Annotated in this window: 13 protein-coding genes; 12 read left to right on the top strand and 1 reads right to left on the bottom strand. The window is 64.9% G+C overall.

All coding sequences use genetic code 11. From position 1 onward, the window contains the following. Nucleotides 1-14: 14 nt before the first annotated feature. The 12 genes from A5791_RS20850 (at nucleotide 15) to A5791_RS20795 (ending at nucleotide 14571) form a co-directional block, all read left to right on the top strand. Nucleotides 15-872, top strand: coding sequence for an alpha/beta fold hydrolase (locus A5791_RS20850; protein ID WP_369828113.1), 858 nt, complete (start codon nucleotides 15-17; stop codon nucleotides 870-872). Continuing rightward, nucleotides 872-2584: a bifunctional 3-(3-hydroxy-phenyl)propionate/3-hydroxycinnamic acid hydroxylase gene (locus A5791_RS20845; protein ID WP_067240877.1), complete on the top strand. Its 1713-nt coding sequence runs from the start codon at nucleotides 872-874 to the stop codon at nucleotides 2582-2584. The genes A5791_RS20850 and A5791_RS20845 overlap by 1 nt, the downstream gene beginning before the upstream one ends. Continuing rightward, entirely contained in the window at nucleotides 2532-3449 is a 918-nt protein-coding gene (locus A5791_RS20840) for a 3-carboxyethylcatechol 2,3-dioxygenase (RefSeq protein ID WP_067240875.1), read from the top strand. The genes A5791_RS20845 and A5791_RS20840 overlap by 53 nt, the downstream gene beginning before the upstream one ends. Further along, entirely contained in the window at nucleotides 3446-5185 is a 1740-nt protein-coding gene (locus tag A5791_RS20835) for an FAD-binding protein (protein WP_067240873.1), read from the top strand. Before A5791_RS20840 ends, A5791_RS20835 begins: the two co-directional genes overlap by 4 nt. After that, complete coding sequence (locus A5791_RS20830) at nucleotides 5185-6504, top strand: LLM class flavin-dependent oxidoreductase (RefSeq protein WP_067240871.1); 1320 nt, start codon at nucleotides 5185-5187, stop codon at nucleotides 6502-6504. The genes A5791_RS20835 and A5791_RS20830 overlap by 1 nt, the downstream gene beginning before the upstream one ends. Nucleotides 6505-6531: 27 nt before the next feature. Further along, nucleotides 6532-7359, top strand: coding sequence for a coniferyl-alcohol dehydrogenase (locus tag A5791_RS20825; protein ID WP_067240868.1), 828 nt, complete (start codon nucleotides 6532-6534; stop codon nucleotides 7357-7359). Continuing rightward, nucleotides 7347-8339, top strand: a complete 993-nt coding sequence (locus A5791_RS20820; RefSeq protein WP_067240865.1) for a cyclase family protein — start codon at nucleotides 7347-7349, stop codon at nucleotides 8337-8339. Before A5791_RS20825 ends, A5791_RS20820 begins: the two co-directional genes overlap by 13 nt. Next, nucleotides 8336-9157 (top strand): alpha/beta fold hydrolase, encoded by an 822-nt coding sequence (locus A5791_RS20815; protein WP_067240863.1) that lies wholly within the window; start codon nucleotides 8336-8338, stop codon nucleotides 9155-9157. Before A5791_RS20820 ends, A5791_RS20815 begins: the two co-directional genes overlap by 4 nt. 209 nt (nucleotides 9158-9366) lie before the next feature. Next, a complete protein-coding gene (locus tag A5791_RS20810; RefSeq protein ID WP_067240936.1) occupies nucleotides 9367-10761 on the top strand; it encodes a wax ester/triacylglycerol synthase family O-acyltransferase in 1395 nt (464 codons plus the stop codon). A gap of 46 nt (nucleotides 10762-10807) precedes the next feature. After that, complete coding sequence (locus A5791_RS20805; protein WP_067240861.1) at nucleotides 10808-11359, top strand: nuclear transport factor 2 family protein; 552 nt, start codon at nucleotides 10808-10810, stop codon at nucleotides 11357-11359. Nucleotide 11360: 1 nt separating this feature from the next. Beyond that, nucleotides 11361-13013: an AMP-binding protein gene (locus tag A5791_RS20800; protein ID WP_067240858.1), complete on the top strand. Its 1653-nt coding sequence runs from the start codon at nucleotides 11361-11363 to the stop codon at nucleotides 13011-13013. Nucleotides 13014-13023: 10 nt separating this feature from the next. Next, on the top strand, nucleotides 13024-14571 hold the full coding sequence (locus A5791_RS20795; RefSeq protein WP_369828112.1) for an FAD-binding protein: 1548 nt from the start codon (nucleotides 13024-13026) through the stop codon (nucleotides 14569-14571). Between the two features lie 286 nt (nucleotides 14572-14857). On the opposite strand, the gene A5791_RS20790 is transcribed toward A5791_RS20795, so the two are convergent. Beyond that, a complete protein-coding gene (locus A5791_RS20790; protein WP_067240854.1) occupies nucleotides 14858-16288 on the bottom strand; it encodes a wax ester/triacylglycerol synthase family O-acyltransferase in 1431 nt (476 codons plus the stop codon). Nucleotides 16289-16353: the final 65 nt, after the last annotated feature.

Here is a 16353-nt window from a genome sequence, read left to right as displayed (position 1 = left end):
CCCCAGAAGGAATCGTGTTCGAAAGCATCTGGAGCGATCTGCAAGGCGTCGAGTTCTCGCAGGGCTACCTTTCGGCCGGGGGAGTTCGGACCCGTTACCTGCGTGCCGGCGATCCGGCCAAGCCGGTCCTGATGCTGTTGCACGGGTCCGCCGGGCACGCCGAGGCCTACGTGCGCAACCTGGCCGCACACGCCGAACATTTCTGGACCTGGTCCATCGACATGCTCGGCCACGGCTATACCGACAAGCCGGGGCATCCGCTGGAGGTCAACCACTACGTCGAGCACCTGATGGCCGTCCTGCGGACCATCGGCGCCGACCGTGCGCACATCAGCGGTGAGTCGCTCGGCGGTTGGGTGGCCGCCCGTGCCGCGATCGACCGTCCCGACGTGGTCGACCGGCTCGTCCTCAACACGGCCGGCGGTTCGCAGGCCGACCCGGCGGTGATGCAGCGCATTTTCACGCTGTCCATGGCGGCCGCCGAGAACCCGACCTGGGAGACGGTCCAGGCGCGCATCAAGTGGTTGATGGCGGACAAGTCCAAGGGTTACGACGACCTGGTCGCCAGTCGCCAACGGATATATCGCCAACCAGGATTCGTCGCCGCGATGAGCGACATCATGGCGCTGCAAGATCCGGAGATCAGGGCCCGAAACATCCTGGGACCGGCCGAATATGGCGCGATCACCGCGCCCACGCTGGTGCTGTGGACCAGTGACGACCCGACCGCCGATGTGGCTGAGGGCCGCCGCATTGCTTCGATGATTCCCGGGGCGCGGTTCGAGGTCATGCCGGGCTGCGGCCACTGGCCGCAGTACGAGGACGCCAAGACTTTCAATCGGCTGCATCTCGACTTTCTGCTGGAGCGTTGATGAGCGAGGCCGGGCAATACAGCAGCGCCGACGTTTTCGATGTTGTCGTTGTCGGCGCCGGCCCGGTCGGGCTTACCCTGGCGAATATCCTTGGCCTGCAAGGGGTGAGGACGCTGGTGGTCGAGGAGCGGGCGACGCTCATCGACTACCCGCGCGGCGTCGGGCTGGACGACGAGGCGCTGCGCACCTTCCAGTCGATCGGTCTGGTGGACCGTGTCCTGCCGCATACCGTGCCGAACCAGATCCTGCGCTTCTACGACGCCCAGCGTCGCATCCTCGCCGAAATGGCACCGCCCGACGCACGTTTCGGCTGGCCCAAGCGCAACGGGTTCGTACAGCCGCTGGTCGACGCCGAATTGCTCAGCGGTTTGAACAGATTCGACCATGTCGAGGTCTGGTGGGAACGTCCGATGATGTCGTGCCGACAGACCGCCGATGTGGTGACGGTCGAGCTCGGCGGCGACGGTGAAGCCCGCAGTGTGCGGGCGGGTTACGTCGTCGGCTGCGACGGCGGCCGCAGCATTACCCGCCGGATGATGGACGTGTCGTTCGACGGGACCACGTCGTCGACGCGGTGGCTGGTCGTCGACATCGCCAACGATCCGCTGGGCCACCCCAACAGCGAGGTGGGCGCCGACCCGGAGCGCCCCTATGCCTCCATCTCGATTGCGCACGGTATTCGCCGGTTCGAGTTCATGATTCACGCCAACGAGACCGACGAGCAGGCCGAGGACCCCGCGTTTCTGACGCGGATGCTGGCGCGGATGGTCCCGCACCCCGACCGGGTCGACGTGATCCGCCGCCGGGTCTACACCCACCACTCGCGAATCGCCGGCGCCTTCCGCAGCGGCCGGCTGCTGCTGGCCGGGGACGCCGCGCACCTGATGCCGGTCTGGCAAGGGCAGGGCTACAACAGCGGCATTCGGGATGCGGCCAACTTGGGCTGGAAACTGGCGGCGGTGGTGACCGGCCGTGCGAACGCGGAATTGCTGGACAGCTACGACTTGGAGCGGCGCAAGCACGCCCGCGCCATGATCGACCTCTCCACCATGGTGGGGCGTGTCATCTCGCCGACCAACCGCCGGGTCGCCGCGGCGCGGGACCTGGTGGTGCGATCAGCGTCAATTGTGCCCTCCCTCAAGCGCTATGTGCTGGAAATGCGGTTCAAGCCGATGCCGCGTTACGAGCACGGGGCCGTCGTCCATGCCGAACCGCGCCAACCGGGCTCGCCGGTCGGCACCCTGTTCGTGCAGCCCCGCGTCGATACCAGAACACGACGTGATGTGCTATTGGACGATGTACTGGGCGACTGGTTCGCCGTGCTGTGCTGGAACAATAATCCGCACAAAATTCTCGGCGAGCAGGCGTTCGAGAAGTGGAAGGCGTTGGGTACCAGGTTCGTTGCGCTGCGCCCACTGACGCAACTGCATTGGACTGGCGACGACGATTCCGACGTGGTGATCGTCGGGGACCGCAGTGGTGGTCTCAAGGCCTGGTTCGACGGTCACCAGGAGTCCGTGTTATTCCTGCGGCCTGATCGCTGCATCGCGGGAGCCTGCATTGCTCAGCTCGCACCGGAGCTGAGCGCGTCGCTGCTCGACACCCTCGCGCTGACGCCGGGAGGGGGTGAGTTGCCAAGTGCCACTGGCTCTGTGCTGTATGTCCCACAGCCCGCTGCTGAATCTACCGGGGCCGTCGCGGGACCTGCTTGACGACGTCGAGGCCGCGATCGCGCAGGCGCGAGACTTCGTCTCCGATTACGACCCCGAACTTGTCGCCATCTTTTCTCCGGACCATTACAATGGGTTCTTCTACAAGGTGATGCCGCCATTCTGTATCGGTATGCAGGCTAAGGGAATTGGCGACTACGGCACCCACCTGGGTGAGCTGGACGTGCCCGAAGACATTGCGGTCGACTGCGCGAAAGTCGTTCTGGGATCCGGCGTCGACGTGGCGGTCTCGGCGGGCATGGACGTCGACCACGGCACCGTGCAGCCGCTGGAAAAGCTTCTTGGGGAGGCCACGGCGCGCCCGGTGATCCCGATTTTCATCAACGCGATCGCCGCGCCGCTGGGGCCGCTACACCGTTGCCGGGCATTGGGTATCGCCGTGGGTGACTACCTGGCGACCCTGGACGAGCGCGTCCTGGTGATCGGATCCGGTGGACTGTCCCATAGCCCGCCGGTGCCGACGCTGGACACGGCCGACCCGGCTGTCCTGCGGCGAATTGTCGAAGGCGAACCGATGACGGCGGAGCAGCGCCAAGCGCGGCAGACCGCGGTGATCGACGCCGCCAAGAGTTTCGCCGGCGGGGAGAGCAAACTGCAACCCCTCAACCCGATGTGGGACCACCGCTTCCTGGAGATCGTCGACGCGGGACGGCTCGATGAGCTCGATCAATGGTCGAACTCCTTCGTATTGCACGAGGGCGGTAGCTCGGCGCACGAAATCAGAACGTGGGTGGCGGCTTTCGCGGCACTGGCCACCGCGGGGCCGTACCAGACGACGGTGCGCTACTACAAGCCGGCCGCCGAGCTGATCGCCGGCTTCGCCATCAGAACGGCGGTGCCGAAATGAGCGGCGCTGACAACCTTGTCGACGTCTTGATCGTCGGCTCCGGTGGTGGCGGCATGACCGCTGCCCTCACTGCCCATGCGTGCGGGCTGGATGCGCTGGTGGTGGAGAAGTCGCCCCAATTTGGCGGTTCCACCGCGCTCTCGGGCGGCGGCATCTGGGTGCCCGGGGCGCCCGCCCAGCGCCGGGAGGGTTACGTCCCGTCGCCCGACGGTGTGGTCGAGTATCTGCTGCGGATCACCGACGGCTTGGTCAGCGACGCCCGGATACGCCAGTACGTCGAATCAGCCCCAAAGATGCTGGAGTTCTTGGAGGGACTCTCCAGCTGGCTCGAGTTCGTCTGGAAGCCAGGCTATGCCGACTACTATCCGGAGCTGCCGGGCGGCTCCGAACTCGGCAGCACCATCAACGTGCCGCCCGTCGACCTGCGCACGCTGGGCGCCGACGAGCGGAACCTGCTTCAGCCGCTGGCGCTCGCCCCCAAGGGAATCTGGCTGGGGCCCAAGGAACTTCGGTCGTTCTACCGAATCAGGCAGTCGTGGGCCGGGAAAGTCGTCCTGCTGAAACTGATTTCGCGGATGGTCAGGGCCAAGGTATTCGGTGAGCGGATGGCGGCGATCGGCCAATCGCTGGCGGCTCGGCTGCGGTTGGCGATGAAGGAACGCGGTATCCCGCTATGGCTGAACTCCCCTATGACCGAGCTGATCACCGATCCCGACGGAGCGGTGACCGGTGCCGTGCTGGAACGAGAGGGCAGGAGTCAGCGGATCGTCGCGCGCCGCGGTGTCATCCTGGCCTCCGGGGGCTTCGACCACGACCTCGCGTGGCGAAAGGAACAGCTGCCCGTCTTGGACCGGGATTGGAGCTTCGGCAATCCCGCAGCCATGGGCGACGGGATACGCGTCGGCGAAAAAGTGGGCGCGGCAACCGATTTACTCGACGAGGCCTGGTGGTTTCCGGCGATGCAATGGCCGGACGGCCGAATGCAGTTCATGCTCAACGAACGGATGATGCCAGCGCAGTTCATCGTCAACGGCGACGGCAAGCGCTTCATCAACGAGGCAGCGCCATACATGGATTTCGGTCACGCGATGATCGAGGGCCAGAAGTCCGGCGTCACCCACATCCCTTGCTGGCTCATCACCGACCACCGGTCCTGGAATCGCTACGTCATCGGTGGTCATCTTCCGATACCCAAAATCCCTGGCGCACCGGTTCCCACCGGCCGCAAGGTTCCGTGTGCCTGGCTGGAATCCGGTGTCGTCAAGGCGGCCACGAGTTGGGACGAGATGGCAGCCAAGATCGGTGTTCCGGCACCACAACTTTCCGAGACCGCCCGCCGTTTCAACGAGCTGGCACGCAAGGGTCACGACGACGACTTCAACCGCGGGGACAGCGTGTACGACAACTACTACGGCGATCCGACGCTGCCGAACCCCAACCTGTATCCGCTGGGTGACCCGCCGTATTACGCGTTCCGGATCGTCCTCGGGGATCTCGGAACGTCCGGTGGCCTGCGGACCGACGAGTACGCCCGGGTGCTGCGGGCAGATGGCACGGTGGTGCCCGGTCTGTACGCGGTGGGCAACACCTCTGCGCCGGTGATGGGCCGCAGTTACGCCGGCGCGGGCGCGACTATCGGCCCGGCGATGACCTTCGGCTTCGTCGCCGCAAAGCACATTTCTGATCAGGCGGCCCAGCAGGCCGAACAGACCCTTGATTCCCACGGGAGGTATTGATGAAAATTTCGCTGTTCTACGAGTTTGCCCTGCCCCGCCCCTGGGCGCCGGACGACGAACGGATCATGCTGCACGACTGCCTGGACGAGGTCGAGGCCGCCGACAAGGCCGGCTTCTCCACCGTCTGGCTTACCGAACATCACTTCCTCGAGGAGTACTGTCATTCCACCGCACCGGAGATGTTCCTGGCGGCGGCCAGCCAGCGAACAAAGAACATCCGGCTCGGGTTCGGCATCATGCACATGCCGCCCGCGGTCAATCACCCGGCCCGAGTCGCGGAACGCATTGCCACCCTTGATCTGATCTCCGACGGACGCGTCGAGTTCGGCACCGGAGAATCGTCTTCGGTCGGTGAATTGGGCGGATTCAACATCGATCCCGCCGACAAGCGCGCGCAGTGGGAGGAAGCGCTCGAGGTCGCGATCCGTTGCATGATCGAGGAGCCGTTCACGGGCTTCAAGGGCGAGCACATCGAGATGCCCGCGCGTAACGTGATTCCCAAGCCGATGCAAAAGCCGCACCCGCCGGTCTGGGTGGCCTGCACGCGTCCGGCGAGCGTGCAGATGGCTGCCCAAAAGGCCATCGGCGCCTTGAGTTTCGCTTACACCGGACCAGGGCCCCTGACCGAACGGGTCAATGGCTACTACAAGGAATTCGAGGAGAACGGTGTCCCGGTAACGCCCGCGATCAACCCGAACATCCTTGCCATCGGTGGTGACTTGTCGATGATGGTCGCCAAGACCGACGAGCTCGCACTGCAACGCCTCGGACAAGGCGGTGGATTTTTCTCGTTCGGCATCATGCACTACTACATGACCGGTGTGCACACCCCGGGCCGGACCGGCGTGTGGAAACGCTATCTCGAAGAGGTGGAGAAGGATCCGACGCTGGCCTACGGGCCGGGTCGCGGCGCCATCGGCTCTCCGGCCACTGTGCGTGAGTTCCTGCGCGGTTACGAGGAGAGCGGTGTCGATGAGATCATTCTGCTGCTCAACCCGCGTAGCCACGAGGGCACGATGGAATCCATCGAGCTGATGGGCAAAGAGGTGCTACCCGAATTCATCGAGCGCGACGAAAAAGCAGTGGCCGACAAGGCGGCCCGGCTGGCGCCGGTCATCGAGAAGGTCGAGGCGCGGCGGCCGGAGACACGACCTTTTGAAGCACCGCAGTTCGACGAGAGCTACTCCTTCGGCGGGCTGCCCACCGGCCGCGGTGGGAAGTTCACCGCGAGCGAGATCCCCGAAGCAATGGCCGAGATCAACGAGGGACGCGTCCAGGCGGCACAGCGCGAGAAGGAGCTGAAGGAACGGGGCAAGTGACACCGGAACCCGACTGAATCGCCGGAGATGTCGGAGAACATCGACGAATTGTGGCGCTATGACGGTCGCCACGCGGTGGTGACCGGTTGCGCGTCGGGCATCGGCGAACATGTGGTACGACAGCTCACCGCCCTCGGCGCCGGCGTGACCGGACTCGACAAACGCCGGCCGACCTTTGAACTCAACGACTTTCACGAACTCGACCTCGCCGACCCGGTCGCGATCGATCGCGCGGTCACCGGTATAGGCCAGGTCGACTCGCTGTTCAACGTCGCCGGTGTCTCGTCGGGAATCGGCGATCCGCAACTCGTCGTCACGATCAACTTCCTTGGTCTGCGGCATCTGACCGAGGCGCTGATCCCGAAGATGACGGCAGGGTCATCCATCGTCAGCGTGTCCTCACTGGCCGCCTCCGGATACCGGGAGCATCTGCACGCCGTGGCGCCGCTGCTGAACACCTCGACCATGCGCGAGGGCACCGACTGGTGTCGACGCCACCCCGATGAGCTGACGGGCGGCGGTTACCAGTTCTCCAAAGAGGCGGTCATCCTTTACACCATGCAGAACGTGTCACGTCTCGGCGCCAAAGGCATCCGGATCAACTGCACCGGGCCCGGCGTCACCGAAACGCCGATACTCGATCAGCTCAGGACGGCGTACGGACAGGAATTCCTCGACGGCATCCCCAAGCCATTGGGCCGGGTTTCCGCCCCAGCTGAACAGGCCGCGGTGCTGACATTTCTGAATAGTCGTGCAGCCAGCTATATTTCCGGTCAGGTGGTGTGGGTCGACGGTGGAAACATCGCCGCTGCGATCGCCGGTGAACTCGGGGAAGGAGCCTCGTGGCCAGCTTGACCGACTTCCGCAGACTCGCACGCGAGGTCTCCAACTGGGGACGCTGGGGAGACGACGACGAGCTCGGCACGCTGAACTTCATCACCGCGGACAAGGTCGCGCACGCCGCCAGTCTCGCCCGGCACGGCCGGGTGTTCTCCCTCGGTGTTGACTTCGGCGCGTCAGGACCGCAGGGCGCCTTCGAGTTTCGGCACAACCCCGTACACGTGATGACGGTGGACGGTGGCGACGTCAGGACACTGGCCAAGTACGGGCCCGGGTGGGAGCGTAACCCGTTGGCGCACCAGCTAAGCGGCTACATGACCGCCGAAAACCCCTTCCGCTTCAACGACGACATGATCATCATGCCGCTGCAGGCGGCCAGCCAATGGGATGCGCTGTCGCACGTCTACTACGACGACAAGCTCTACAACGGCTTCCCGGCGGATTCGGTGACCAGTATGGGCGCCTACCACTGCGGCATCGATAAGGTCGACGCCAAGGGCATCACTTCCCGCGGTGTGTTGCTTGACCTGGTTCGCCATCGCGGCGCGGAAGTCTTTCTCGAGGCCGGCAATCCGATCACGCCGGAAGAACTGGACGAGGTCGTACGAGCCCAAGGTGTGACCGTCGGGCGCGGCGACATTGTGCTGATCCGGACCGGTTGGTGGACAAGGTTTCTCATGACTGGTAACAAAACAGAGGGCTACTCCGGGTTGGACTGGCGATGTGCCCAATGGCTGCACGAGCTCGAGATCGCCGCCGTCGCGGCCGACAACCTGCAAGTTGAAGACCTGGTATCCGGAGTCGAGGGGACAACTTTCCCGTTGCACATGCTGTGCCTGCGCGATATGGGGATGATGTTCGGCGAGTATTGGGACCTCGCCGCGCTGGCAGACGACTGCGCCGCCGACGGCGTCTACGAGTTCCAGCTGATCGCGCCGCCGCTGAGAGTGGTTGGCGCCGTTGGTTCCCCGGTTAATCCGATCGCAATCAAGTGACCCAGATACATCGCAGGACCATCTTGGTCGACGCGCTGGTCACCAGCTATCTGGAGGCCGGTGACGGTGACCCGGTGGTGCTGCTGCACGGCGGCGAGTTCGGTGCGAGTGCCGAACTCGGGTGGGAACGTAATATCGCCGCACTCGCTCGGCACTATCGGGTGCTGGCACCAGACCAGCTGGGGTTCGGGCAGTCGGCGAAGGTCGTCGATTTCGTCGACGGGCGCGGAATGCGGATCCGGCATGTCGCCCGGTTCTGCGAGCTGCTCGGCATCGCCTCGGCGCATTTCGCAGGCAACTCGATGGGTGCCATCAACCTCCTGACCGATGCCACATCGGAGGCACCACAGTTGCCGATTCGCAGCATGGTCATCGTCTGCGGCGGCGGAGAGATCCAGCAAAATAAGCACTTTCAGGCCCTCCAGCAGTACGACGCGACGCTGCCGGCAATGCGGCGCATCGTCGAGGCGCTGTTCTACGACCCGCGTTATCCGGCGGATGAGGAGTACGTGCGGCGCCGCTATGAGTCGAGCACAGCGCCCGGCGCGTGGGAGGCGGTGGCCGCGGCCCGTTTTCGGCGTCCTGACGCCCCGGCGCCGTCGACGTCCACCACCGCACGACCCTACGAGCGGATCGCCGTGCCGACGTTGGTCGTCGAGGGAGGGAATGACAAGCTGCTGCCCTCCGGTTGGGCCGCGCAGATCGCGAAGCAGATCGAGGGTGGGCGTTGGGCCGTCGTCGAGGGCGCCGGTCATTGTCCGCAGATCGAGCAGGCATCTACCGTCAACGACATGCTGCTGGACTTCTTTCGCCACTAGCACCAACAGTGCTGTCGACTCTGCGCCTACGGCGAGAAAGAGCGAGTAGGCCGCGCCCTCACCGCAGAATCAACAGCTTCATCACACACTCGAGCGAGCCGACGCGCTCCACCGTCTCATCCATCGGGAGACATTCGCCAGTAGCCCGACGCGGACGGTTACGTTGGCGTCTGGTCGCGGATGAACCGCGAATGAATGGAGTCTCAGTCGTGAAGCGACTATCCGGTATGGACGCGATGTTTCTGTCGATGGAAGGCGCCACGGCGTGGCCCCAGCACACGCTGGGGTTGATGATCCTGGACCCCGGCTCGGTGCCCGGGTTCGGCTTCGACACGTTGCGTAGCCACGTTCAGAGCAGGCTGAAGTACCTTCCGCAGTTTCGGCGCCGCATCCAGGAGGTGCCGTTCCGGCTGGACAAGCCGGTGTGGGTCGACGATCCCGACTTCAGGCTCGATGCGCACCTGCATCGGGCGGCCTTGCCGTCGCCGGGCGGTCCCGCCGAACTCGCCGAGATCATCGGCGTAATACTTGCCCGTCCGCTGGACCGGCGTCTGCCACTGTGGGAGGGCTGGTACCTGGAAGGCCTCGAGGGCGGCCGGGTCGCTTTTGTTGCCAAGACGCATCACGCAATGGTCGACGGAGTGTCGGGGGCCGGCCTGTCCGACGTATTGTGCGACCTGACACCCGACGCATCGCGGCCGGCAGCGGAAAGCGTTGACAGCCACGCGGCGCCGCGCCGATCGAGTGTCGAGCTGCTGGCCCGGGGAGCCCTGAGTGCGGCGGTGTCGCCGCCCAAGCTTGCGCAGTACCTGCGCCAGACAGTAAGCGGTGCCGTCACGACGATCAGCCATCTGCGCCGGCCCGAGCCGCCGCCGCGGCCGCTCAGCGCGCCGCGAGCTTCGTTCAATGGGGCCCTCGGCCCGCGCCGCAAATTCGCTTACTGCTCTTTGGCTTTGGACGACGTCAAGCATGTGAAGAATCACTTCGGCGTCAAGGTGAACGACGTGATCCTTGCCGTCGTCGCCGGCGCGATTCGTGACTACCTGGTCAAGCGTGACGCGCTTCCGCAGCGCCCGCTGCTGGCCACCGTCCCCATGTCTACCCGCTCGCCCGAAGACTTGGAACTCGGCAACCTGGTGCATCCGATGGTCGCATCGCTGGCCACCGACGTCGGCGACCCGGTAGCCAGGTTGACGGCGATCCACCGCGGCATGAACAGTGCTAAGAAACTGGCCGAAGCTCTGACGACGAACCAGACCGTCGGATTGACCGACATCGCACCGCCGATGCTGTTCGGCGCTCTGCTCCGTGCCTACCAGGCGGCCAACCTCGAGCAGCGAATGCCGTTGAACACCAACCTGATCGTTTCCAACGTGCCGGGCCCGCCGTCGCAGCTGTTCCTGGCCGGTGCACGCATCGAGCACATCGTCCCGGTGGGGCCATTGGCGGTCGGTATGGGTATGAATGTGACGGTGTTCAGCTACGGCGATCATGTCGACGTCGGCGTTCAGGTCGACCCCGAATTGGTCGACGACGCATGGGAACTCGTGTCGCATGCCGCCGAGGAACTCGATCGGCTGGTGGCCGCGACCGCTGAGGTTTGAGCCCGCCCTATCTCACGTAGAAATTTCGCACCCAAGGGAGCAGTCCATGGCAGTAATCGATCCCACCCGGACCTGGCAACCGCTGGAGAAACGGCTGGCGGACACCACGGACGAACGTCAGCGCGTAGTCCTCAACGCCGTGATCGAACACATGAAGGCCGAAGCCGCACCGGATTTCGCACGACTCATGGCCACCCTGTCCCCGAACCCCGACTATCACTTCTGGGGTGCCGACGGGGATATCGGTCCGAAGACCACCGAGGGCGTGCGGGAGTACTACACCCAATTTCTTGCCACCAGGACCAACATCCTCGAATACGAGGTCCAACGGCTCGTCGTCGACGACCACTGCGTAGTCACCGAAGGTCTGCTCAAGCAGATCTATCCCGGCGCCGAGGCGCAGCGAATCGGCATTCCCGTCGACGACCTCGACGCCGACTACCTGATCGTCTTCCGCCAGTTGCTGCTGTGGCCCGTCGACGAGAACGGGCTGATCCAGGGAGAAGACTCCTACAATCCAGGGGTGGTCAGCATCACCAAACTGTCCCGCGAAGATCTGCCGCAGCAGTACGTCGACCTCGTGCATCCGCTCGCCTGACATGCGTGCCGACATCGCGACCATGTTGCTCGATCGTCTCGGCGACGAGCATCTCGGGCTGCGCACCCGCGAACGGGAATGGTCCTGGGACAACGTGGTTCGCGAATCGGCCGCGCGCGGGGCGCTGGCCCGGTCCCAACGGCGTGCCGGGCCGTTCCATATCGGCTTGCTGCTGGAGAACGTGCCCGATTTCCTGTTCTGGCTGGGTGGCGCCGCGCTGGCCGGCGCGACGGTCGTCGGCATCAACCCGACCCGGGGCGCCGAAGTCCTGGCCACCGAAATCCGCCATGCAGACTGCCAACTGATCGTCACCGATTCCGCGGGCATGGAGCGACTGCGCCGTCTGGACATCGGACTGGAGCCGGACCGATTCCTGAACATCGACGATGCAGCCTACGGCCGGCTCGTGGATGCGAATCGTGTCCAGCCAGCGATTTCCGCTGGCGTCGGGCCGGATTCGTTGCTGCTGTTGTTGTTCACCTCGGGCACCACGGGGTCGTCCAAGGCGGTCAAGTGCAGCCAGGGCCGGCTGGCCCGGATCGCGTACGCGGCGAGCGAGAAATTCGGTCACCATCGTCAAGACGTGGAGTACTGCTGCATGCCGTTGTTTCACGGCAACGCGATCATGGCGCTATGGGCGCCGGCGCTTGCCAACGGGGCTACCGTCTGCCTGACTCCCAGTTTTTCGGCATCGCGGTTCCTGCCCGACGTGCGCTACTTCGGCGCGACGTTCTTCACCTACGTCGGCAAGGCCCTCGCCTATTTGATGGCCACACCAGAGCGCCCAGACGATCTCGACAACCCACTGGTGCGCGGTTTCGGCACCGAAGCCTCACCTGACGACCAAAGGGAGTTTCGCCGCCGCTTCGGTGCGGAGCTGTTCGAGGGGTACGGGTCCAGTGAGGGCGGGGCGGTAGTGGCCCGCGATCCCGAGTCCCCACCCGGCGCGCTGGGCCGACCGGCGCACGCGGGCGTCGCCGTGGTAGACCCGACGACGTTGCGGGACTGTGCGCCAGCGGTTCTCGACCAGCACGGGCGAGTATGCAACCCCGACGAGGCCGTCGGAGAGATCGTCGACAAGTACGGCAGCCGCAACTTCGAGGGTTACTGGCGCAACGACGCCGCCGACGCCGAACGCATCCGCAACGGCTGGTACTGGACCGGGGATCTGGGCTACCTCGACTCGGCAGGCTTCATGTACTTCGCAGGGCGGCGTGGCGACTGGATCCGGGTCGACGGCGAGAACATCTCCGCGCTGACCATCGAGCATGTTCTGCGTCGTCACCCGCGGGTGGTCGCCGCCGGGGTATACGCCGTTCCGGACCCGCGCTCGGGCGACCAGGTGATGGCGGCCATCGAGGTCGCCGACCTCGAGCACTTTGACGCCAACGAGTTGGCCGGCTACCTGTCTGGACAGGACAACTTGGGGCGCAAGGGGTTTCCACGCTTGCTGAGGGTCTCTGCGAGCCTGCCGGTGACCGGTTCGAACAAGGTGCTGAAGCGAGAGCTGCAGCGGCAGCGTTGGCATACCGTCGAGCCGGTGTACCGCTGGACGGGGCGTGGCGGAACGCCTGCCTACCATCGGATGAGCAACGACGAAAAGCGGTCACTCGACGCCGAGTTCGCGCGACATGGGCAGCAGCGTTACACGTAGGAGTACCAGGGTGATTCGGTGGGACGAACATTGCGACGTGCTGGTGGCCGGCTCCGGTGCCGGCGGCGTAACCGGAGCGTACACCGCGGCTCGGGAGGGACTCGACGTGCTGCTGGTGGAGGCGACCGACAAATTCGGTGGCACCACCGCATACTCCGGCGGCGGCGGTGTGTGGTTCCCGTGCAACCCGGTGCTCATGCGCGCCGGTGTCGAGGACACGCTCGAGGACGCGCTGGAGTACTACCACGCGGTGGTCGGTGACCGCACCCCCTATGAACTACAAGAAGCCTATGTCCGCGGTGGTGCCCCGCTGATCGAGTACCTCGAGGCTGACGAGTTGCTCAAATTCGAAATGCTGCCGTGGCCCGACTATTTCGGTAAGGCGCCCAAGGCCCGGTTGGACGGCCGACGGCACATTGCCGTGCGACCGCTTCGGGTTTCGAAGGCTCCCCAACTGCGTGACGTGATACGTGGTCCGTTGGATACCGATCGGCTCGGTGCGCCGGTACCCGACGAGTACTTCGTCGGTGGCCGTGCGCTGATCGCCCGGTTCCTCAAAGCAACGGCGCGATATCCGTCGGCGACGGCTCGGTTGAACACCGCGCTGATCCAGTTACTGGTCGGGGCCGAAAGCGACTCGGTGATCGGCGCCATCGTCGAGACCGACGGGCAGCACCGCGCCATACGTACGCGCCGGGGCGTGCTACTGGCGGCCGGTGGATTCGAGGGCAACGAGGAACTCCGCCGGCAATACGGCGTGCCGGGCCAGGCTCGGGACACGATGGGCCCGTGGGGAAATCGCGGCCAGGCGCATCAGGCGGCCATCGCAATCGGTGCGGACACCGATCTGATGGACCAGGCTTGGTGGTCGCCGGGCCTGACCCACCCCGACGGTCGTTCCGCGTTCGCGCTGTGGTTCACCGGCGGGATCTTCGTCAACCAGGACGGCAAGCGATTCGTCAACGAGTCCGCGGCCTACGACCGGATCGGCCGCGTCGTCGTCGACCAATTGCAGGCTGGATCAATCACCTTGCCGTACTGGATGATCTACGACGACAAGGAAGGCCGGGTGCCACCGGTCAAGGCCCCCAACGTGTCGATGGTCGAGCCGGAAAAGTATGTGGCCGCGGGGCTTTGGCACACCGGTGACACGCTAGAGGAGCTGGCCCGCAAAATCGGAGTGCCACCGGCGAACCTGGTCGCTACCGTCGCCCGTTTCAACGAATTCGTCGCCAGCGGCGTCGACGAGGACTTCGGTCGCGGTGACGAGGCATACGACCGCGCGTTCTCCGGCGGGAAATCGCCGCTCGTCGCGATCGACAAGGCGCCTTTCCACGCGGCCGCATTTGGGATTTCCGACCTCGGCACCAAGGGCGGACTGCGCACCGACACCGCTGCCCGGGTCCTGGACACCTCCGGCAGCCCGATCCCGGGCCTGTACGCGGCCGGCAACACGATGGCCGCGCCAAGTGGAACCGCTTACCCGGCCGGCGGCACACCGATCGGCACCAGCATGCTGTTCAGCTACTTGGCGGCCAAAGACATGGTCGACCGGTAGAGCGAGCAGACGCGAGCTTCCGTTTCAAAGCGACTGCTGCATGCCAACTGTTTTGTCGCGATGCGGGAAAGATGGATTCATGTCAACGCGCCCACGGTTCATACTTGTAGCCTCGGGTTTCGTTGTGAAGCCTTGGTTTTGGGTGTGAATCCTGGGCGTTGCCAGTGAATCCTGGGCGGAAATCCGCGCCTATTGCCGCCCTGCGTTCACAACCAAAGCCGTCAGTTCACAACCAAAGCCGTCAGTTCACACTGAAGGCCGAAACTCCCCCAAAGAGCTCCCAACTTCAGTCCGAAACCGGGCTTTTCGCGGGGAGCTCCTCCTGCTCGCTCACGCTAGGCCGCGCCAATGCGGCCAGTTCGTCGAGCGCCCGGGAGATCCCGTCGGCGAGTTCCCAGATGTCGGGCACATGGTCACTGCACGCCTGCATACCGATCGTCATGTCGTTGCCGTAGCTCCAGCCGGTGAAGTTCAAGCCGTACGGATAGACGATCGGGCCCACCGATATCAGCTTCTCGATCGGTGCCCCGGCGAAGTACAAACGGGTCTTCGGTCCCGGGACGTTCGAGGCGATCAGGCTGTAGGTGGGACGCTTCTTTGTCGCAGCCCCGACAATCGGTAGAGCCCGCCCGTAGAACCAGAACAGCGGCCAGTACTCCATCCAGTCCCCGAAGAGCCACAGGTCGCGCTCGTCGTGTACCGCCCTGGCGGCCTTCGTGTTGGCCGAGATTCGTTGCAGCCGTTCAACGGGATCAGCTACGTCGGTGGCCAGCGAGGTATACCAGGTGGTCACCTGATTACCCCAGTCCACCTCCGCACCGGGTGGCCGGACCGCCACCGGCACGACAGCGGACAACGATTCGGCAGTCAGCTCACCGTGACGGTCGAGATATGACCGGACGGCACCGCTGCACGCCGCTAGATACACGTCGTTGACCGTTACCCCGAATGCACTCTTGATCTCCTTGATGACGTCGAGATCGCACGTGATATAAGCGAACTCGCGGCGCGCAGAGAACGGTGCGTTGAAGCGGGCGGTGGGGGCTGCGAAGGCTTCGGCGAAACCGGGGCGGCCGGCCTTGCGCCGCGCGCGTACCGTCTTGACGGTGTGGGCCGAGCGGGCCAGCACGCCGGGGAACTTCGCCGCGGCCGCAGCTTGATGTCTCAACACCGTCCGGTACCAGGCCGCGGCTGTCGGGCGTTGTTCGTCGACCAGTGAGCGTTCGGGTGTGGGCAATGGCTCGGAGGGATCGGAGCTGAAGATGCTTTCGAGTAGCCGCAGCGACGCCATGCCATCGGCGAGGGCGTGATGAAGCTTCAGCACCAACGCAATTCGGCCATCGGCGAGTCCGTCGATGTACCAGAGTTGCCACGAGGGATGTTCGCGGTCAAGCGCGCCCGTATTGATCTTGCCGATCTGCGCCGACAGTTCCCGATCGCCACCGGGCGCTGCCGCGGTCGCGTGCCTGACGTGGTGGTCGAGGTCGATCCGCGGACGCTCGATCCACCAGGGCCGGCCCATGCGGGTCTGCAACAGCTGCCAGCGCAGCGGCTCGACACGTTCGACCATCGCCGGGACGGCCGCGCGGACCGCATCGAAGGTCAGCGGCTGGTGTGCCGCGGCCGGGTCGAGCACGACAGCCTTTATGGTGTGTTGGGGTTGGGTACTTTTCTCCTGTTTGAGAAACAGGTTGTCGACACCAGTAAGACGGCGCATCCGGCTACCTCCAATTCGCTCAGGGACAGACAACCGGCTGCGGCATGGTGTGGCGGCATCTGTTC

This window comes from Mycobacterium sp. 852002-51163_SCH5372311, assembly GCF_001667115.1.
GTDB lineage: Bacteria > Actinomycetota > Actinomycetes > Mycobacteriales > Mycobacteriaceae > Mycobacterium.
The sequence above is the reverse complement of the archived record's forward strand: the minus strand, read 5'-3'. Positions and strand labels throughout refer to the sequence as shown.